At 26.6% G+C, this 20,397-nt stretch carries 20 protein-coding genes and 1 pseudogene; 6 read left to right on the forward strand and 15 right to left on the reverse strand.

Translation table 11 applies throughout. The features are described from left to right. Positions 1 to 135: 135 nt before the first annotated feature. Complete coding sequence (locus ABCM86_RS07720; RefSeq protein ID WP_295571440.1) at positions 136 to 618, reverse strand: hypothetical protein; 483 nt, start codon at positions 616 to 618, stop codon at positions 136 to 138. A 277-nt stretch (positions 619 to 895) separates the two neighbouring features. On the opposite strand from ABCM86_RS07720, the gene ABCM86_RS07725 reads away from it, so the two are divergent. Then, entirely contained in the window at positions 896 to 1,369 is a 474-nt protein-coding gene (locus ABCM86_RS07725) for a hypothetical protein (RefSeq protein ID WP_195930073.1), read from the forward strand. A gap of 108 nt (positions 1,370 to 1,477) precedes the next feature. Here ABCM86_RS07725 and ABCM86_RS07730 read toward each other — a convergent pair whose 3' ends face one another. The 5 genes from ABCM86_RS07730 to hpt all read right to left on the reverse strand — a co-directional run bounded on the left by ABCM86_RS07730 (position 1,478) and on the right by hpt (position 5,243). Further along, positions 1,478 to 1,645: a hypothetical protein gene (locus ABCM86_RS07730; protein WP_195930072.1), complete on the reverse strand. Its 168-nt coding sequence runs from the start codon at positions 1,643 to 1,645 to the stop codon at positions 1,478 to 1,480. A gap of 259 nt (positions 1,646 to 1,904) precedes the next feature. Beyond that, positions 1,905 to 2,123, reverse strand: a complete 219-nt coding sequence (locus ABCM86_RS07735; RefSeq protein WP_295677545.1) for an alpha/beta-type small acid-soluble spore protein — start codon at positions 2,121 to 2,123, stop codon at positions 1,905 to 1,907. 167 nt (positions 2,124 to 2,290) lie between these two features. Next, positions 2,291 to 3,520, reverse strand: a complete 1,230-nt coding sequence (locus ABCM86_RS07740) for an NAD(P)/FAD-dependent oxidoreductase (protein WP_195930070.1) — start codon at positions 3,518 to 3,520, stop codon at positions 2,291 to 2,293. 31 nt (positions 3,521 to 3,551) lie between these two features. Next, positions 3,552 to 4,457, reverse strand: a complete 906-nt coding sequence (locus ABCM86_RS07745; protein ID WP_295677544.1) for a phosphatase PAP2 family protein — start codon at positions 4,455 to 4,457, stop codon at positions 3,552 to 3,554. Between the two features lie 261 nt (positions 4,458 to 4,718). Next, entirely contained in the window at positions 4,719 to 5,243 is a 525-nt protein-coding gene (gene hpt / locus ABCM86_RS07750; protein ID WP_195930068.1) for a hypoxanthine phosphoribosyltransferase, read from the reverse strand. Between the two features lie 350 nt (positions 5,244 to 5,593). On the opposite strand from hpt, the gene ABCM86_RS07755 reads away from it, so the two are divergent. Beyond that, a complete protein-coding gene (locus ABCM86_RS07755; protein WP_307993905.1) occupies positions 5,594 to 6,670 on the forward strand; it encodes a histidinol-phosphate transaminase in 1,077 nt (358 codons plus the stop codon). Positions 6,671 to 6,896: 226 nt separating this feature from the next. On the opposite strand, the gene ABCM86_RS07760 is transcribed toward ABCM86_RS07755, so the two are convergent. Continuing rightward, positions 6,897 to 7,178 carry a HEAT repeat domain-containing protein gene (locus ABCM86_RS07760; protein ID WP_195931734.1) on the reverse strand — a complete coding sequence of 94 codons (282 nt, stop codon included), beginning with the start codon at positions 7,176 to 7,178 and terminating at the stop codon, positions 6,897 to 6,899. 280 nt (positions 7,179 to 7,458) lie between these two features. On the opposite strand from ABCM86_RS07760, the gene ABCM86_RS07765 reads away from it, so the two are divergent. Further along, positions 7,459 to 8,649, forward strand: coding sequence for a PLP-dependent aminotransferase family protein (locus ABCM86_RS07765; RefSeq protein ID WP_195931735.1), 1,191 nt, complete (start codon positions 7,459 to 7,461; stop codon positions 8,647 to 8,649). A 102-nt stretch (positions 8,650 to 8,751) separates the two neighbouring features. On the opposite strand, the gene ABCM86_RS07770 is transcribed toward ABCM86_RS07765, so the two are convergent. Together ABCM86_RS07770 and ABCM86_RS07775 are read right to left on the reverse strand one after the other, a co-directional pair. After that, a complete protein-coding gene (locus ABCM86_RS07770) occupies positions 8,752 to 9,294 on the reverse strand; it encodes a hypothetical protein (RefSeq protein ID WP_195931736.1) in 543 nt (180 codons plus the stop codon). A 144-nt stretch (positions 9,295 to 9,438) separates the two neighbouring features. Then, positions 9,439 to 9,825 (reverse strand): DUF1232 domain-containing protein, encoded by a 387-nt coding sequence (locus ABCM86_RS07775; protein ID WP_295571432.1) that lies wholly within the window; start codon positions 9,823 to 9,825, stop codon positions 9,439 to 9,441. 240 nt (positions 9,826 to 10,065) lie between these two features. On the opposite strand from ABCM86_RS07775, the gene ABCM86_RS07780 reads away from it, so the two are divergent. Continuing rightward, positions 10,066 to 10,578, forward strand: coding sequence for a ferritin (locus tag ABCM86_RS07780; protein ID WP_295676567.1), 513 nt, complete (start codon positions 10,066 to 10,068; stop codon positions 10,576 to 10,578). 188 nt (positions 10,579 to 10,766) lie between these two features. On the opposite strand, the gene ABCM86_RS07785 is transcribed toward ABCM86_RS07780, so the two are convergent. From ABCM86_RS07785 to lacG, 4 genes are all read right to left on the reverse strand, one after another. Continuing rightward, positions 10,767 to 12,032, reverse strand: coding sequence for a cation:proton antiporter (locus tag ABCM86_RS07785; protein ID WP_295676568.1), 1,266 nt, complete (start codon positions 12,030 to 12,032; stop codon positions 10,767 to 10,769). 222 nt (positions 12,033 to 12,254) lie between these two features. Continuing rightward, positions 12,255 to 13,952: a lactose-specific PTS transporter subunit EIIC gene (locus ABCM86_RS07790; RefSeq protein ID WP_195930897.1), complete on the reverse strand. Its 1,698-nt coding sequence runs from the start codon at positions 13,950 to 13,952 to the stop codon at positions 12,255 to 12,257. 29 nt (positions 13,953 to 13,981) lie between these two features. Next, positions 13,982 to 14,296, reverse strand: a complete 315-nt coding sequence (locus ABCM86_RS07795) for a PTS lactose/cellobiose transporter subunit IIA (RefSeq protein WP_195930896.1) — start codon at positions 14,294 to 14,296, stop codon at positions 13,982 to 13,984. A gap of 101 nt (positions 14,297 to 14,397) precedes the next feature. Then, complete coding sequence (gene lacG, locus ABCM86_RS07800) at positions 14,398 to 15,801, reverse strand: 6-phospho-beta-galactosidase (protein WP_195930895.1); 1,404 nt, start codon at positions 15,799 to 15,801, stop codon at positions 14,398 to 14,400. 343 nt (positions 15,802 to 16,144) lie between these two features. Here lacG and ABCM86_RS07805 point away from each other — a divergent pair, with 343 nt between their 5' ends. Beyond that, the gene (locus ABCM86_RS07805; RefSeq protein ID WP_195930894.1) at positions 16,145 to 16,906 is read left to right on the forward strand and encodes a DeoR/GlpR family DNA-binding transcription regulator; all 762 of its coding nucleotides are present in this window, start codon (positions 16,145 to 16,147) and stop codon (positions 16,904 to 16,906) included. Between the two features lie 20 nt (positions 16,907 to 16,926). Beyond that, entirely contained in the window at positions 16,927 to 17,607 is a 681-nt protein-coding gene (locus ABCM86_RS07810; protein ID WP_195930893.1) for an HAD family phosphatase, read from the forward strand. A gap of 206 nt (positions 17,608 to 17,813) precedes the next feature. On the opposite strand, the gene ABCM86_RS07815 is transcribed toward ABCM86_RS07810, so the two are convergent. Then, entirely contained in the window at positions 17,814 to 18,827 is a 1,014-nt protein-coding gene (locus ABCM86_RS07815; RefSeq protein ID WP_243269589.1) for an aldose epimerase family protein, read from the reverse strand. 63 nt (positions 18,828 to 18,890) lie between these two features. Further along, a pseudogene (galT, locus tag ABCM86_RS07820) lies at positions 18,891 to 20,387 on the reverse strand (UDP-glucose--hexose-1-phosphate uridylyltransferase); the annotation flags it as partial. Between the last annotated feature and the right edge of the window lie 10 nt (positions 20,388 to 20,397).

Consider the following 20,397-nt stretch of genomic DNA (forward strand, 5'->3'; position numbering starts at 1 on the left):
GTTTCTCTAAAAAATTCCTTTAATTGTAGATAAATTTTATCACAATAATTATCATAATCCAAGTAATGTCATATAATCTTATTAATATTTAAAATTAAATAATCTTTAGTTTTTTCATAATCTTTTAAATATATTTTATATACTATTTTTATAGTTTAAATATATATCTCTGATTGTTACTCCCAATACTATACAAAAACTTAAAATTATAATCCAACTAAAATGTGTAATTACTCCAATTAATAAGATTGATATTAAAAATGAAATATCTTTTTTACCTTTTTGTTTTAAAATTTGTTCTCCATTTGTATTTATATTATTTTTTATATTTTCTATCTCAGATACTACTTTTGGCTTTAAGCTTTTTTTATAAAGTACATATATTATTTCTGTTAAAAATACTCCTATACCAAAATATATATTTATTTTAGAAGCAACAAACAATACAACTAGTGCAATTAAAATTTTAAATACTAAAAAAAGTACTTTATCAATCTTGATAGAAATTCCTTGTACCTTTTTAAATTGATCGTTAACTTCATATTGTCCATTTGGCAACTTGCTCATTTTATTTTTAACTACTTCTGTATAAAATAATTTCATTATTCCATTTATCATAAAAATACCTCCTAATTTATATTAGCTATATTCAAGTTTTTATTACCTTTTATTCATATTTTTGACTAAAAAATGATTTTTATACAAATATAAAAACTACACATAATCTTAAATTTTTATATTTACATATATGTATAGCAATGTCTTTTTTTGTTAAAAATAAAAGTAGCACAATTATTATTCTAAATAAATTTCAAGCCATATTTTGTTTTATAAATATCCAATTAATAAATTCTAAAAAGGAGGTTTTCTCACACATCATGAGAATATAAATATTATGCAAATAGAAGAATTAGACTTAAACACACGAAATCAAATTTACAATACGACCAAAAGAGTAATAAGAAAATATCAAAAAGGCATTAGCTCAGGAAAATTAACTGCTGAAAAATTTGCTGACAATATATTTGCAAACAATATACTTTTAGATATTTTAGATGAATCAGTTATAAACCAAGCTGAATTTCAAAATTCATATATAAACTATATAAACTCCTTAATGCAAAATCAAAACGAAAACTTTAAAAATTATATGGAGTCTAAATACAATAAAAATACGATTAAATCTACCGTTTCTCTACAGATACTTTTGAAAAATATTCTTAAAAATAGTGACTGTTCATTAAATATCCCTATAAAATATTTAAATAAAAAAGACATTGAAGCTATTATAAAATATATTCAAACTGATCAAATAGATATTGGTAATGAAAAAATATACAAATACGTAAGCAAAACTAAAACAAACTAAATTATAAATAAAAGAGCTGTTTTTATATTGCATTTTCTCTATTAGAATTTTAATCTAATTGATGAAATACTATAAAAACAGCTCTTATTTTGTAATATGTTTTTATTACTAGCCCAATGCCTTTTCTAATTTTGATAAGTATTTTATAGGATAATATTTTAATAATTCCCTAAACTGTTCTGTTGTAAGGCCTTCTGTTGTTGTATAAATACGTATTTTTTCATCTAAATCCGCATTTATAAAATCATTTTTTATTTTTTCAAAATCTGCTGCCATAATAATACACTCCTATATCTAAAATTTAAATGATTATAGCTTAATCATATATAAGTAAATTTGATATCTTCATAAAAGATATCTCCTATTTATGTTTACCTACAAGCAGAAAAATATAAGTGTATAATTCAAAAATATAATTTCTTTTTATTAATACTAAAATTAATAAAGTGGTAAACACTTTAAATTATTAAGCGCTTACCACTTCTATTTCACTAAAATCTTATTATTTTAAATTATTTTCTACTATTATTGTTGTTTATACTTGTCCTTTACCTGCCATTTGTTGTTCTGCCATTTCTACTAATTTTTTAGTCATGTATCCACCAACATAACCATTTTGTCGAGCTGTTAAATTTCCTTTGTCAACTTGTTGATAATCAGCCATTCCTAATTCATTAGCTATTTCTAATTTCATTTGATTTAATGCTTGTTTAGCTTGTGGAACTACTGTTTTGTTATTATTATTGTTTGACATATTTAATACCTCTTTTCTAGTGATTTTTGTTTCTTGGTAGTATTATATGAGATATTTGTTTTATAATACATACAATTTGTGACAAAATTCTTAATAGTTGGTACCAAACAAGAATCTCAATTTTTAGACTTTAATTTAAAATATATTTAATTATGTTTAAGCTTTATTTAGCAGTTTATACCTGCTAAATATGCAGTTGAAAATGCTATTTGTAGATTAAATCCACCTGTATATGCATCAATATCTATTACTTCACCTGCAAAGAATAACCCAGATACTAATTTAGATTCCATAGTACTTGAATTTATTTCGCTAGTTTTTATTCCACCTGAAGTTATTATAGCTTCTTCAATAGGTCTATAATTTTTAACTGTAAAACTTATATGTTTTATAAGGTGAACTAAATTTTTTCGTTCTTCTTTAGATATTTGATTTACCTTTATATATGGATCTATCTTGCTTAATTTAACTATTGTAGGTATTAGTTGTTTAGGCAATAAATCATTTAAAGAATTCTCGAAGTTTTTATTTGAGTACTTTTGGAAATCTTTTTGTATTCTTTTATCTAATTTTTCTTCATCTAAAGCAGGTTTTAAATCTAATACTATTTTATAATTATCTTTAGATAAATCTCCCATACGACAACTTGCAGATTTTATGATAGGGCCATCTATGCCGTATTTAGTAAATTCCATCTCGCCAAAATCATCATATATCTTTTTATTTTTACTATTATAAACTTCTATACTAACATTTCTAAGTGATAATTTAGCTAAATCAGCAACATAATCTTCCATAACTTCTAGTCCTATAAGAGATGGCTTTGGAGTTATTATTGTATGTCCTAAATTTTTGGCAAATCTATATCCATCTCCAGTAGAACCTGTTTTTGGATAACTAACTCCTCCTGTTGCAACGATTACACTATCACATTCTATTTCTCTTTTATCAGAAAGAACTACTTTTTTTACAGCTCCATCTTCTGCTATTATTTTATCTACTTTGGAATTTAATAAAACTTCTACATTTTTATTACTATTCATTTGTCTTTCTAATGCTCTTACTACATCTACAGCTTTGTCACTAACTGGAAAGACTCTTTTTCCTCTTTCTGTTTTAGTTTCAACACCCAAATCATTAAACATGTCTATTACTTGGTCATTTGTAAATGTATAAAAAGCACTGTACAAGAATTTTCCGTTTGTCGGAACATTTTCTATTAGTTCCTCTATTTCACAGTTATTAGTTATATTACATCTACCTTTTCCTGTTATCAATAACTTCTGACCACATCTTTTTTGCTTTTCTAATACTGTTACTTTATATCCTCTGTCTCCAGCAACTTTTGCAGCCATCATTCCACTTGCACCAGCGCCTATAATTACTACTCTTTTCAAAAAATCATCCTCTCAATATATTAAATTCCAATTAATTCAAACCAAATCTCTCAAACAGAAATGGTACTCCTGCAATTCCCCAAAATACAACTATAGTATATCTTATATAATCAGCTAGTAGTGATATTCCTTCAATAGTATCTATTTGAAGTAATATTACTAAAGATTTTAATGCAGCATATACAATACCTAGCGTGATTATCCCAACTATAAATCTAAGTATCTTTGTACTTAATTTTGGTTTTGATTTTGCATTTGTAAAAATATTAGCTTTTTTCTTACTTTCTTCCGTGCTAAAATCTATAAATTTATCTTCTACAATATACCCTAATACAAATCCTGTATATAAAGCAAAACTTTTTACTAGCTCTTCTCCCATAAAGAAGTAAACTATTACAGCAAATGCAATTAGAGTTAAAAATAATATGTAATAATTTTTATTTTGATCTACATAATCAAATAGTCTCACAAAAACTATGCTGACTAATATTCCAATAATCCATCCTGCAAGTACATCTTGTGGCCAATGAACACCTAAATAAAGCCTAGAAATCCCTGCACCTAATATCATTATAATTCCAAGTAAAGCTATCCACCATTTTCTAAAGTAGTCTATAATGGCAGTCCAAACAGTAGTAGCAGTTTGAGTATGACCACTTGGGAACGAATATCCTGTCGCAGTTTCAGTTCTTAAAGATTGTAAATTTTCACTATCTATTGGTCTTGGTGATTTAAAAAAGTTTTTTAATGCGGAGTTTATAGTTATACTTCCTGTAACGGCAAACAATAATCTCTGTCCACATTTTTTATCTACACACCAATACATTATCGCCGCAATTAAAACAACTGCTACTTGTTCTGTGCATATTGTAAATCCGGTAAATATAGTAGTTAAAATATCACTTCTTATACTTTGAAAATATAAAAGTATATCCATATTCATCACCTTCCCTTTTTACTATCATCTATTTTACATAAAATTATTACATAAATATATATTTTCACTTTAGATTTATTTAAAAATCTTTTAAATTATTTACAATTTCCTATATATACATACATTTTACAAGAAAATCTTTTTAATCTAAAGGTATTTTAAGTTAATTTTTATTAAATATTAAAATAGACTGTAGAACTAATATTTATTATTTCTACAGTCTATTTTAATACAAATATTGTATAAAATTATAGTTTAATCTTATACATCTTCAACTATACCTATATATGGTAAGTTTCTATATTTTTCAGCATAGTCTATTCCGTATCCAACTATGAATTTATCTTCTATAACAAATCCAACATAGTCAACTGGTATATCAGCTTTTCTTCTTTCTGGTTTGTCTAAAAGTGTACATATTTTTAAAGCTTTTGGTCCTCTAGCTTGTAATTCTCTTGTTAAGTTACTTAAAGTTAATCCTGAATCTATTATATCTTCTACTATTAATACGTTTTTATCTTTTATATCAACATCTAAGTCCTTAAGTATTTTTACTGATCCAGAAGATTCCATTGCATTTCCGTAACTAGAAACACTCATAAAGTCCATATTTACATCTAAGTTTATATTTCTTATTAAATCAGCAACAAATACACTTGCTCCTTTAAGTATACCTACTACTAATAAATCTTGTCCTTCAAAATCTTTTTCTATTTGTTTGCCTAGTTCTGCTACCTTAGCTTTTATTTGTTCTTCAGTTAGCATTGTTTTTGTAATCTTAAACATTTTTATCCTCCTGCATATACATATGTTTCTATTATATATTTTATTTTTAATTGTATCAATACAAATATTTTTTTTAATAACATTAATAAATTTCAGAAATTATTTACTTTTATTGTTTTTATTAGTTAAAAATGATATTTTCATGAAATTTTTTTATTTTTTTAACATATATTTATTTTTATTTAAAAAAGCAAATCCATTCATTTTTTTAGTTGTGCCTTTCAAAAAAATGTGGTTATATATATATTATTGATTATATTTTTATATATATTATACTCTAAATAAGAAAATAAATTTTTTTCAAGATTAAAATGTATTTTCTTTATATTAACGTTTAGGGAGGATTTAAAATGAGTGTAAATCATGGTGCAAATTTATATGATTTATCAAGTAAATATGGATTTTCAAAAGATGAATTTATGGACTTCAGTTCTAATATAAATCCTTTTGGTACTTCAAATAAAGCAAAAGAATATATAATTAACAATATAAATATGGTATCTATGTACCCAGACCCAGAATATGTATCTTTAAAAAAATCTATATCTAAATACTGCAATTGTCTAGATGAAAATATAGTTTTAGGAAGTGGAGCTACAGAATTAATTTCATCATTTATAAAAACTGTAAATCCTAAAAAAACTCTACTTTTATCACCTGCATATTCTGAATATGAACATGAATTAAATAAAATAGGTTCTGATATTATAAAATTTTTCTCTAAAGAAGAAAATAATTTCGCAATAGATATAGAGGAATTAGTAACTGATATAAATAAAGGCAACTATGATTTAACAATTATCTGTAATCCAAATAACCCTACAGGATTTGCCTTTTCTAGAGATGAAATTGAATATATATTAAAAAATACAAATTGTTATATTATGATTGATGAAACTTATATTGAGTTTACTGATACAAATACTTATTCATCTACTAAATTAGTAGATAATTATGATAAGCTTTTTGTAATTAGAGGTACATCAAAATTCTTTTCTACACCGGGAATTAGACTTGGATATGGTCTTATTGGAAATAAAGAAGTAAAAAATAAAATAAATGAAAATTTAGATTTATGGAATATAAATATAATTGCCGCTTCAATGGGAGAAATAATGTTTTTAGATAATATGTTTATTTTTAAAACTATCGATGCAATGCTTAGAGAAAGAGATTACTTAACTAATGAGTTAAGCACTATAAATGACTTAACTGTTTATCCTAGCAAAGGTAATTTTATATTATGCAAAATATCTTCAAAGAAGTTTACTGCTAAAGAACTTCGTGATAAACTCCTTCCAGAAAAAATTATAATTAGAGATTGTAATTCTTTCGAGGGGCTTTCTGAGTACTATTTTAGAGTTTGTATTTTAAAACCAAATGAAAATAAATTACTTGTAAAAACATTAAAAAATATATTTAAATAAATATCTGTACTTATATATTTTCTTTAAATATGCAAGTAAAGTTTAGATTTTAAAAGAATTTCAAATTAAATATATTATAAATATAAAAAAACTGCTTATTTTATAAGCAGTTTTTTTGCGGAATCATATTCATTGGGGATAGAAATACAACTCCATGGCATTTTAAAATTTTTTAAAATTGCCGTTTAAGTGGATATTTTAATTTTAGTTGATTACGTAATTAGTCTTAAGAAATTTTTCTAAGTGATTCAATTTCATAAAGCCACTTTTGAAAAAATTCTGTTTCTTTTCTTTCATTGTAGATTTTTCTTAGAGATTTTAAAGATACATTTCTAACTTCACTATGAGTATCTTTTAAACCTTCTTTTATTTTAGAAAGCACTCCGTCTAAATCTACAAAATTGCCAAGCGCTGTATATGCTGCAGCCCTTATCTTATAATTTTCTGATTTTGTACAAGCTATTAGTTTCTCCATTAAAGCATCTTTTTTTTCAAACTGATTATTCATTATAATCCTCCTTTATTGATTAAAACTTATGCTCCCTAGATTTAAAATTTAATAACCCTTAACAATTTCTTTTATTTTATATCTAAATTATAAATAAGAAATATGAACTTAATATAAATTATATCTTATGTTTTTCTTAATGAATATTAATATTTTCCTATTTTATTCGACCATATATCTTATAATATATATTTTTTTAACTCCTTTAGACAATTTTTGGTATATAATAACTATTATAAGATATAATTTTAATATTTAATTATACAAAGGGGGCACAATAATGGAATATAATTTTTCAAACAGATTTAAAAACTTAAAACCATCTCCAGCAGGAGATATATTAGCGACAATGGGGGATCCTAGTTTAATTAAATTTTCAGGCGGAAATCCTGCCACAGATTCATTCCCAATCGATAAAATAACAGAATTTTCAAATGAAGTTCTTACAAATAAACCATTATCTATACTAGAATATGGATTAACAGAAGGTTATCATCCTTTATTAGATGAAGCAAAAAAATTCTTTAATAGAGATGGAAGTGTTGTAAAAGACGGCGACATGATGATTTGTACTTCTGGTAGTCAACAAATAGCTGACTGTTTAGCAAAAATAATATGTAATGAAGGCGATACCGTTTTAACAGAAGATCCATCATTTCTTGGTGTTCTTGATTCAATAAGAAGCAATGGTGCTAATTTAGTTGGAGTAAAGATGGAGGATGACGGTATAGATTTAGCAGATTTAGAAGAAAAACTTCAAATAAAACCAACACCTAAATTTATATATGTTATACCTAATTTCCAAAATCCAACAGGTATAACAATGTCTCTTGAAAAACGTAAAGCTGTTTATGATCTATGTAAAAAATATAATGTATTAATTCTTGAAGATAATCCTTATGGACAATTGAGATTTAGTGGAGAGCCACTTCCACCTATAAAATCTTTTGATGAAGAAGGAATAGTTATATATGCAGCTAGCTTTTCAAAAATAATTGCACCTGGTATAAGAGTTGCCTGTGCAGTTGGTAAACCAGAAATTATAGGTGCACTAAAAAAAGTTAAATTCTTAAATGATGTACATAGTACTACTTGGAGCCAAGTTATATGCGAAAGAATTTTAGCTACTTGTGATATGGATGCTCAAATAGAAAAATTAAAAGATATCTATGGTGCAAAAAACAAAATAATGCAAGAAGAAATGGCTAAAAACTTCCACCCTAGTGTTAAATATACTAAGCCAGAAGGAGGTATGTTTGTCTGGGTTACATTACCTAATGGCGTTGATATGATGAAGTTTGTAGGTGAAGCATTAGAAAACAAAGTCGCATTAGTACCTGGAACAGCATTTTTAGCTGATACATCAATGCCTTGTCAAAGTTTCAGAATGAACTTCTCTACTCCATCTGTTGAAGATATAATAAAAGGAATAAGAATATTAGGCGAATTAACTTATAAATACTGTAAATAGTTATAATTAAAGCGAAGGAAATAACTAAATTAATTTGTTATACCTTCGCTTTTTATTTTATATGATTGCTTATTATTTTATTTTTTTATACTCTCTTCAATCTCAATTTTCTTCTTTATATTGTTTCAAAAAATCCTTATAGTCTTCTCTTGTAAAATTAAATGTCTTTATATAAGCAATTTTGCTTCCCACAAGTTTCTCTCCCGGCTTTGTATAATTATGATTTCCATAAGGCCATGCAACTCCAACTTCTATGCGGATTTTATCCACATTTTTATTATTATATAATTTTTCTATCTTATCCATAACCTCTTCTGTAGCCTCTTCTTTGACTTGGTTGTATATTTTATCATCAGAAGCTGAGCTTTTTTCTTCATCTGAAAGATTATTCTTTAATGCCTTTTTATAATTTTCTAAAGAAGGCACCTTAACTAGATAAAAAATATATGTCCTATCTCTTTCATTTGATTTTTCATTTATATGAACGATTCCTGTCCCCGTTGTTGAGCTATATTCCCCAAATACGGCATATATCGCATCTTTCTCACTGCTCGTCTGTGAAAATTCTTTAGTTGAATCTTTACTACACCCACACATAAAAATAGCAATTAAGTAAATCATCAAAAATAATTTTATTCTTTTCATAAAATTCCCCCGTTTAACAATCGTCTCGAAAAACCAACGTAAAATTTACCATTCTTAACATATATTATAGCAACAAAATCATCTTTAGTATCTGACTTTTTTGTAAGTTTACTAAATAATTTTAATATTTATTTTTAAATGTGATTATTCATCATCGTGGATTTCCCATTTAACATTTTCTATAATTTTTGACTTTGGACTATTTTCAAATTCAACCTTATATTTATTAAGTTCTTCATTTATTAGACCTATAGACCATACCAATATAAAAACATCATCTATAAATCCTAATCCTCCCAATAGAATTTCTGGTATAAAATCTATACTAGACATAAAATAAAATATAGTCACTAAAAATGTAGACACTATTTTTATTTTAGAAAAAACATTCGCCTCCCTATCCTTAAAAAATTCTGGAAGTATAAATAAATTCTTTATAAAAAATATCCCAAATCCCGCATTTTTAAATCTAACTAAAACAAGTTTAAACCAATCTAACAATCTATTTATTATACTTAATTTATCATTCATAATTTTTCTCCTTATTCTTTATTATATAAAAATAACAAATTTTATATTTTTTTAAAACAACTTTTTAATAAATTTAAAATTTCTTAAGATATTATTATCTAAAGTTTTCTTTTTAAAATAATATATATCTATATTACAAAAATACAACAATAAACACTAAAATTATACATATATAAAGTTACATTTTCTAACTATTTGATATAAAATATAATTATATCTTATTTTTAAGGGGGCAAATTTATGTTGAGTAAAGATTTAGAAAAAGTTATTAATGATCAAGTTACTTTTGAATTTTATTCTTCTTATACTTACTTAGCTATGGCTGCTTATTGTGAATCTATAGATTTAAGTGGTTTTGCTAACTTCTTTAGAGTACAAGCACAAGAAGAAATCGATCATGCAATGAAATTTTATGATTATGTATTCCAAAAAGGTGGCACTGTAGTCCTTGGCCAAATAGACAAACCAAAAGAAACTTATACTGATATTATAGAAGTATTTGAAACTGGTTTAGCTCATGAAGAATTAGTAACAAGAAAAATATATAACATAATGGATATAGCCGTTTCTGAAAAAGAACATGCAACTATTAGTTTTTTAAATTGGTTTGTCGATGAACAAGTTGAAGAAGAAGATAATTTCACAACTTTACTTAAAAAGGTAAAAAGATGTGCTGATAATCCTCATGCATTATACATGCTAGATGATGAGTTATCACAAAGAGTTTATGTAGCTCTTGCAACAAACGAATAATATATAATTTCCTTAGAATTAAAAAAATTCGCTTCGCTCATGGCGCCAACGAATCAAAGATTCCGTTGCTTAAGTTAATAGGTTGGAAATTATAAATTATCCACAGACCAGATAATATCTAATTTCCTTAGAATTAAAAAAGGTGTGAGAAATCAATCTGTCCCACACCTTTTATATTTATATTAAATTTATACCAACCCTTTATTTTCTTCTGTAGGCTTATCTTCTATTAAAAGACCTAATTTTTTAGCAACAAACTTTGTACTTGATCCCTGTATAATCAAAGTTATAAGTATAGTCATAAATACTACTGATGATATAATTTCTTTTCCCGGAATATTCATTGATGTTACTATACCACAAAGAGCTGCCGGTATAACACCTGTCTCTCTTACCCACATCATAAAAAATATCTCATTTTTCTTCCATTTTGCCTGTCTATCAACTAAAGTACATGCTAATACACTTATCGGTCTTACAATAAACATAAAACATGCAACACTTATAACTGATGGTACAAAGTATTTTCCTACTACTTGTAAATCAACTTGACTACCTAAAATTATAAATATACACATTCTACAAATTGTACCTAATGTTTCTGCTACATGACAATCTGCATCGTAGGATTTCTGACTTAGCCATAATTTGAAGTTTTGTTTATTTCCTGTAACTATACCTACTATAAAGCATGACATATATCCACTTCCGCCAAGTGCTGTAGATAATTCATATGCTATTATTACAGATATTATAGATATTATAGGTGTGTAATCTTGGAATATTCCCCTTGGACTGTCATTTACTAATGCTAATAAAATAACTCCTGTAAGCAATCCTACTACTAAACCTATTACTATCATCAATACAAGTTCATATAAGTTCTCTTGTAATGAGAATTTTCCTGATAACATAATAGCTAGTACAGCTGAAGTTAAAATTGCACCTGTGGCATCATTAAAAGCAGACTCACTTATAACTGTCTGTGATACCTTTCTATTTATTTTAATTTGGTTAAAAATAGGTACTAATGTTGCTGGGTCAGTTGAAGCAATTATACTTCCTGCTAAAAGTGCTACCATTGCACTTGTTTTAAATGAAAAACCTATTACTTGTTGCATAAGAAATGCTGATATTAAAACTCCTACAGTTGAAAGTAGTAACACACTTATTTTTACATTTTTTAATACCTTTAAACTTATCTCTTTACCACCCATATATAATATAAAAGCTGATCCAAATGTAAGTATAAGTTGATTTTCGACTTGATATTGGCTAATATCAATAAATTTTAATACTGATGGACCAATAAAAATACCTGCTATTAAAAATAATACAACGTCAGGAATCTTCAAAATATCACTTAATTTACTACATATTATTCCTGTCATTGTAACTACTGCAAAGAGTATCAATAAATGATTACATGCAATTGTGTGTATAGATGACTCCATAATATCCATCCCCTTACATTTATATTCTATATATTTATAGTAAGCTTTTTCCAAGTCAATTGCACTGGTTTTAACACTCTTTTAACATTTTTAACTGTATTTTAAAATTAAATATAAATTTATATTTGATATTTTTTTAACACTCTTTTCAAACACGAAAAATGCTATCGCAATAAAACACGATAGCATTTTTTATATAAATAGGTGTTTTTTTAAATACAATTAAATTTGGCTTAATACAAACTCAACTGCTTTTTTAGGATCTCTAGTTAAATTAATATATTCTACACCTTTTGTAGCAATAAGTTTCACATTAAGACGATCTGCATCTGCTTTTATGTCATCATAATATGAAGCAACTTGAGGTGCTAATATTATCATATCAAAATCCTTCATTATTTCATAATGAGAACCATATGCACCTGCTGTAGCAGATATTGGAAGATTTAATTCCTTAGCTCCTTCTACAAGTGCATTTGCAAGCATAGCACTTGTACCAGCCCCTGCACATAATACTAATACATTTGTTGGTTTAACTTCTTTATTATTATTTTCAGTTGCATCCTCATCAGATACTGTAGCTGCAACTTCTTCTTTTACTTGAGCTTTTTCTTTTGCTTCAATTTTTTCTTCTTCTTTTTCTTCTTCAGCATTATTTCTTTCTTGTTCTAATAGCTCATCATCATAAGCTTTAAAGAATGGGAAATAAATCACAAAATCAACTACTAGTAATACTACTACTAGTACAAATGCCCATATACTAAATCCTGTACCTAATACTAAACCTAGTGGAGCAGGAGTAGCCCATGGTAACACGTACATAAAACTGTTCATTCCTATTACATCTACAAAGAATTTAAATATACATACATTCACAATTGGTGCACATATAAATGGTACAAAGAAGTATGGATTTAAAATTATTGGTGTTGCAAATAATAATGGTTCATTTACTGCAAAACAAACTGGTACAACAGAAGCCTTTCCTACCGCCTTTAATTGTTTTGATTTTGCAAATAGTAAGAATATAAAAGGTAATATTAAAGTTGCACCTGTTCCTCCCATAGTACCTACAAAGTTACCAAGACCAACAGTTAAAACATTTGAAGCGTGTTCTCCAGCTTGATATAAAGCTAAGTTTGCATCTACATTTGCATATATTATCGCTGCTATAGCTGGTTCTACTATTGATGGACCATGCACACCCATAAACCAGAATAGTGCCATAGCTCCCCAGATTATAGATATTCCTACATATCCATCTGCAGCTGTAAATAATGGTTGTAATAAAGTTATAATAAATTCAGCAAATGAAGCTCCTGTTATATTTCTAACTACTAAATCTACAAGTACTATTAGAAATACAGATAAAGCAAAAGGTATTATATCTCTAAAAGTTTGAGATATTGTTCCTGGAACTTCTTTTGGCATTTTTATAGTTATATCTCTAATAACACAGAATTTATAAACATTAACTACTATAAATGCTGAAATAAATGAAGCTAATAAACCTTTAGTTCCCATATAAGTTGTAGAAAATCCTCCATCTATTGGATCTACACTTAATAGTAAAAAGCCTACTATTGAAGCTAACATTGTTGATACAGCATTTATTACTCTATTTTTTGGCATTGATCTATTCATAGATTCACTTAAACATCTAGCTGTTGTAGCTGAAACAAGTAAACCAACAACACCCATAGAATAATTATAAACTTTCCAAAGCCAAGTAGATACATTTTCTGGCCAATAAAAATTAAATACTTCTGGTACAGCTGCTATTAATATAAATATACTAGAAAATAATATTGCAGGCATAGCAGCTAAAAATCCATCTCTTATCGCACCTAAATAAATATTTCTTGAAATCTTTTCAAAAAATGGCTTCCCTTTTTCAATTTGTTTTATTATCGCTCCCATAAAAAAATCTCCCCTTTTTTATTAAAATACTATTTAGTTCTTTTATAAAGTTCTACAAAATCTTGAACAACTTCTTTTAATAATAAAGTTGTCATTAAGTGATCTTGTCCATGTATAAATATGAATCCTATATCTAAATCTTCACCAGCTGCTTCTTGAGATAATATTTTTGTTTGTGAACTATGAGCTAAATTTAAATTTTCTTCTGCTTCTTGTAAATATTTTTCTACATTTTCAAAATTTCCACTTCTAACTTCTTTTAATAATTTCATTAATGCGCTTCTAGCATCGCCTGCATAAGCAACTATTTCAAATCCAAGCATTCCTAATTCTTGTTTATTCATCTTATCTCCTCCTAAATACATATCTCATTATTTTTAATTATTACAAGGGTATATTATTATAATATTCCCTTGTAATATCATATTTTTATTTTAAAAATTTTCTATATTATTACCTTTGTTTCACTTACTGTTTTATACCAATAAGCTGATTCTTTTGGATATCTCTTTTGTGTTTCAAAATCTACATAGAATAGTCCGTATCTTTTATTATATCCATTGCTCCATGAGAATAAATCCATTAATGACCATAAGAAATATCCCTTTACATTTACACCATCTGCTATTGCATCACTTATAGCTTCTAAATAAACTTTTATGTAATCTATACGAGCTTTATCCATTATTATTCCATCTTCAAATTCATCTTTATATCCCATACCATTTTCTGTAATATATATTTTGTTATAATTTGGATAATCTTTCTTTATTCTCATTAATAAATCATATAGACCTTCTGGATATATTAACCAGTCCCAATCAGTTCTTTGTAAACCTTCTTTGTATATTCTTTCTCCTATACCTTTTACTCTATAAACTGAACTACCTTTATCTCCAGTTCCATTATGATGAATCATACTTTCTCCATCATAAGCTTTTATAAAATGACATTGATAGTGATTTATTCCTAAGTAATCATTTCTATTTGCTGCTTTTTTCATTATTTCAAAATCTTCATCTCTAAAATCATAAGTAGCATTATTAACTTTACAAATATGATCTATAGCTTCCATTGTTTCTTTTGAGTAATATCCTAAATATGTAGCATCTAATAAAAATCTTATTGAGAATGCATCTTCTATAAAAGCTGCTCTCTTATCTTCTTCTGAGTCAGTTGCTGGATATTTAGTTTCTAATGAATGAACTACACCTATTTCACCTTCATAGTTGCCATCTTTAAATAGATTTACTGTCATAGCATGAGCTAACATCATATTGTGAAGACATTGTATTATTTTTGTAAAATCAAATTTTATTCCTGGAGGGAATATTCCCAATAAGTATTGATTAGTTGCCACAGGATAAATTTCATTAAATGTAGACCAATAATGAACTTCTTTAAATTCATTAAAACAAAATTCTGCATATTTAAGGAAAGCATCTATTGTATCACGATTTAAAAAATCTCCGTTATCAAATAATGTCTTTGGTGTATCGAAATGATGTAGTGTTACAAATGGAGTTATATTTCTTTTTTTGCATTCTTCAAATACTCTATGATAGTAATCTACACCTTCTTGATTTACTTCCCCTGTTCCAGTTGGAAAAATTCTTGTCCATGCGATAGATATTCTTATAGAATCTATACTAAATTTTTCACATAATTTTATATCTTCTTCATATCTGTGATAAAAATCACTTGCTGGATCTGGACTGAATCTTCCTTGTTTTTCTAAGAATTCATCCCAAGCTACTGCCCCTTTTCCACCTTCTTTAGTAGCTCCTTCTGCTTGATATGCAGCTGTTGCTCCACCAAGCATAAAATCTTTTGGTAAAGTTTTAAACATACGATAGTCCTCCTGTACATTATATTTCATTGATTTATTGTATTTATTTATTTTTAATCTTTTTAAACGTTTTTTAATGTTTGTTATTGTTTTCTTTTGTTTAATTATACATCTATATATCTATTAAGTCAATCGTTTTCCAAATTTTTTTCCAAGAATTTCAACATATTTTATTCAAATATAAAATCGTTTACTTTCAATATATTCCTAGCTCATATGAATATTTTTCTACACACCTATAGCAGTATCATTTCTAACTTTATTTTTTGTTTGTTTTTGTTTGTTTTTATTGACTTAATATTTAATATATGATAAATTATGTTTAAAGCAAGGAGTGATAACTATGTTAAAAAGAGAGAGATTATATAAAATTGTCGAAATGGTAAATTCTAAAGGTATCATAAATGTGAACGATATAATAAATGAACTTAACGTTTCTGATATGACAGTTAGAAGAGATCTAGACGAATTAGATAAAGCAGGAAAACTTGTCAGAATCCATGGAGGAGCTCAAAGTATTTCTTATTCTATAAATCAAGAACTCTCACACACAGATAAAAAGGGGCTCCAAATCGATGAAAAAAGTAAAATTGCACAATTAGCTGCTTCTTATATACAAGACGGAGATACTATATTTCTCGGTCCTGGGACAACTATTGAGTTATTAGCTCAAAATATAATAAATAAGCGCATTCGTGTAATAACAAACAACTATCCAGTTTTTGATATTCTAAAATTATCAGACACTATAGAGTTAATATTAACTGGTGGTAACTTTAGAAAAAATACTAGAGCATTAGTTGGACCTGTAACTAATGCAAATTTAAAAAAATTAAATTTTAATAAATCGTTTATAAGTGCAAATGGTATACATAATGAAGCTATATGTAATTACAATATCGAAGAAGGAAAGGCTCAAGAAATCGCATTAGATAATTCAAGGGAAAAATACCTTCTTGTCGATCATAAAAAGATAAATAAAGATGATTTTTATGTATTTTATAACCTTCACAATATCGACTATCTTATAACTGATTGGGGTATCAATAGCGATGTACAAAAGCACTATGAACAATATGTAAATATAATAATAGCAAAAAAATAATACAAACAAAGGAGTAATTTATGAAAGGAATAATTTTTGATTTTAATGGAACAATGTTTCAAGACTCACACTTACATGAAGCCGCATGGGTTCATATGGTAAAAAAATACTCTAAAGGAGAATTAACTGAGCATGATATCTCTGTAAATCTTCATGGTAGAACAAATAAAGAAATTCTTAATTTCTTTGTTTCTGATTCTTTAACTGATGAGGAAATAGAAAAATTATCTTATGAAAAAGAAGCTTACTACAGAGAGTTATGTCTAGAAAGACCTGAAGAATTAAAACTAACAAATGGATTAACTGATGTTTTAGATACTCTAAAAGAAAATAATATACCTAGAACTATAGCTACTGCTACAGTTAAAGAAAACTTAGATTTTTATTTTGATATATTTAAATTAGGAAATTGGTTTGATATTAATAAAGTCGTTTACGATAATGGAACTTTTCCTGGTAAACCAGCACCAGATATCTTTTTAATAGCATCTAGTAAATTAGGATTAGATCCTAGTGAATGTTTAGTTGTTGAAGATGCATTCTCTGGAATTAAAGCTGCTAGAAAAGCAAATATAGGTAAAATAATGGCTATAGATCCTTTTGGAAAAAATGCTGAATTATTTGCTGAAAATAATATGTGTAAAGATGGTTTAATTAAAGATTTTACTAATTTCTTCGAAGTTTCTAAAGAATTTAAATAAAACTATAAATCATAAGAAAATGAGCTGTTCTATCTCAAGAGGACTATGAACAGCTCATTTTTTTTAAATTTTTTCAAAAAAAAGCCATCGCACTAATATAAAATTACGATAGCTTTGTATAAAATATAAAAATATATGTTATATATGAAAACAATCAAATTTAAATCATTACAAATTCAATTGTTTTGGGAGCTTTAATTAAATATTTATTTAATCAATCCAAAAGAATAAGTTGTGCTTTGAAGATATTGTTCATTTTCTTTTAATATAGATCTATCTATAAAGCACATATCTTTTCCAATTGGAGGTGCTTGTGTTTCAAAACAAATTCCATGGCGTATAGGAGGTAATTTTCCCATATAAGTATTTTTCTTTTGTTGAGAATTCATAGTATAAATAACTACAGCGTCTTGGCTGGTTTGAATAGTCATATTACGTTTACTTTTTGGATCTTCAACGTATATTTTTTTATCGTCTTTTAATAAAAACGCATGATCATACCCCTTGCCAAATTTTATTTGCTGATTATTATCATCGATATCTTTTCCTATAGATTTAAGTTCTGTAAAATCAAACGGTTTATTATCCTTTACTTTTAAAATTTTACCTGTTGGAATAGAAGTCTCATCAAGTTCTAAGAAACTGTCACAATCAAGCTTTAAATTAAAATCTGTTACAGGTCTTTTTATATTACCGCTTAAGTTAAAATAACTGTGATTTGTCATATTAACTAAAGTCGTTTTATCACTATCTGCCTTATAAATAATGTCTAATTTAAAATCCTTATATATTTTATAAACGACTTCAGCATATAATTTTCCAGGGTAATTCTCTTCTTTATCTTGTGAAACTCGACTTAAATTTAATAAAACATACTCTTCAGTTTCTTCAACTGCTACATCCCATATTTTTTTATTGAAACCTTCATCGCCTCCATGACCTTGATGTAAACCGTAGTTTTTATTTAGTTGATATTCTTTACCTTCTATAACTACTTTTCCATTACAGATCCTTCCACCTGTTCTTCCTATAATTGCACCATAATAATGTGGATTTTCTATATAGTCGTCTATATCTTCATACGCAACTACTATATTTTCTAAATTACCATCTTTATCAGGAGTTATTATTTTAGTTATAACACCTCCTAAATTAAGTACTTCTACTTCAAATCCATTTTCAAACTTTACATTATAAGCTACAATATCAGAATTATTCAAATGCCCTACTACTTTTTTTTTACATTTTAAAGTTTTTTTTTCAATACAATTTTTAAGATCTTCTAGATATCTTTTTATACCTTGTTGTCCTTCTTCATCCCATTTGAAAACACCACAATCTTCTAGCACTTTTTCAAATACGAATCCTACTTCATTTTCTATTATTGAATCTACATTTGATTCATTTATATTTACATATTTAGATTTAATTGAATTAAACCAATCTAGATGAGGTACTAAAGCTTCATCTTCATGCATTAAATGTTCTTTTGAACTATCTAATAAACATATTTTTACTTTAGCTAACTCTTCCTTAAGTCTAGCTGGTAATACAGCTAATCCTAGTACTTCTATTAGACCTATATTTTCTTTTTTGATATGATGAAGCTCTTTGTGTGGATGGAATATACCATCTGGATGCTCATCATCACATCTATTATTTCTTAAAACTAAATCTAATTCATAGTTTTCTCCTCTTCTTCTTGATATAGGTGTAATTGTATTATGAGGAGTTTCATCTGTATATGCATATATTCCTACTTTTTCATCACTGTAATTTCTCCAATGATTTAATATTTTATCTCCTAATTCACTTATCTTTTCTCTATCCTTGCCATTTATTCTGATAACTGATAATGGCCATTTTACTACAGATATTTTTAAATCTTCATATCCTTCTATATCTATATCGTAAACGGATTCAGCCTTTGCCATTGCAAATTCATATCTACCACCTTGATAATGATCATGAGTTAGTATTGAACCTCCTACTATAGGTAAATCTGCATTAGACCCTATGAAATAATGTGGAAATTTTTCTACAAATTCTAGATTTCTGTCAAAAGTCTTTTTGCTTATTTTCATAGGAACATGTTCACTAGATAACACTATGCAATGTTCATTATAATAAGAATATGGTGAATATTGTAAATTCCATTTTTCTCCTTGAAGTTCAAAAGGTATTATTCTTATATTTTGTCTAGCTGGATGATTTAATCTACCTGCATATCCAACATTTTCCTTGCATAACAGGCATTTTGGATAAGAAGCACTCTTTATATTTCTAGCTGCTGCAATAGCTTTAGGGTCTTTTTCTGGCTTAGATAAGTTAATTGTTATATCTAATTGACCGTATTTTGTATCTGTTTTCCAAGTCATATTTTGAGCAATTCTAGAAGTTCTAACATAATCACATGCTCTACTTAAGTCGTATAAATAATCTGTCGCTTTTTTTTCATCACATTTATATAATTCATTAAATTTATTGATAACTTGTGATGGTCTAGGCATTAATAATCCCATTATTTTTGTATCTAACAAATCTCTATATACTGGTGAATTAGATTCTAAAATACCTACTTCATATGCATAATCTAATATATTATTCATTATAGGTGTAACATTTTCTAAATCTTCATCTTCTACTTCTTCTACTACATATTCATCTATTTTAAATAATTCTATAAGAGAATTTCTCATAAAAATTACGTCTTCTTTTTCAAATAATTTATTTTTTAATCCAAAATTTATCAATCTTTCAAATTCTACAAATATATCCATAACAAATTCT

It is taken from the genome of Clostridium sp. 2218st1_F5_2218SCRN_220325 (assembly GCF_039062665.1).
Lineage (GTDB): Bacteria > Bacillota > Clostridia > Peptostreptococcales > Peptostreptococcaceae > Intestinibacter.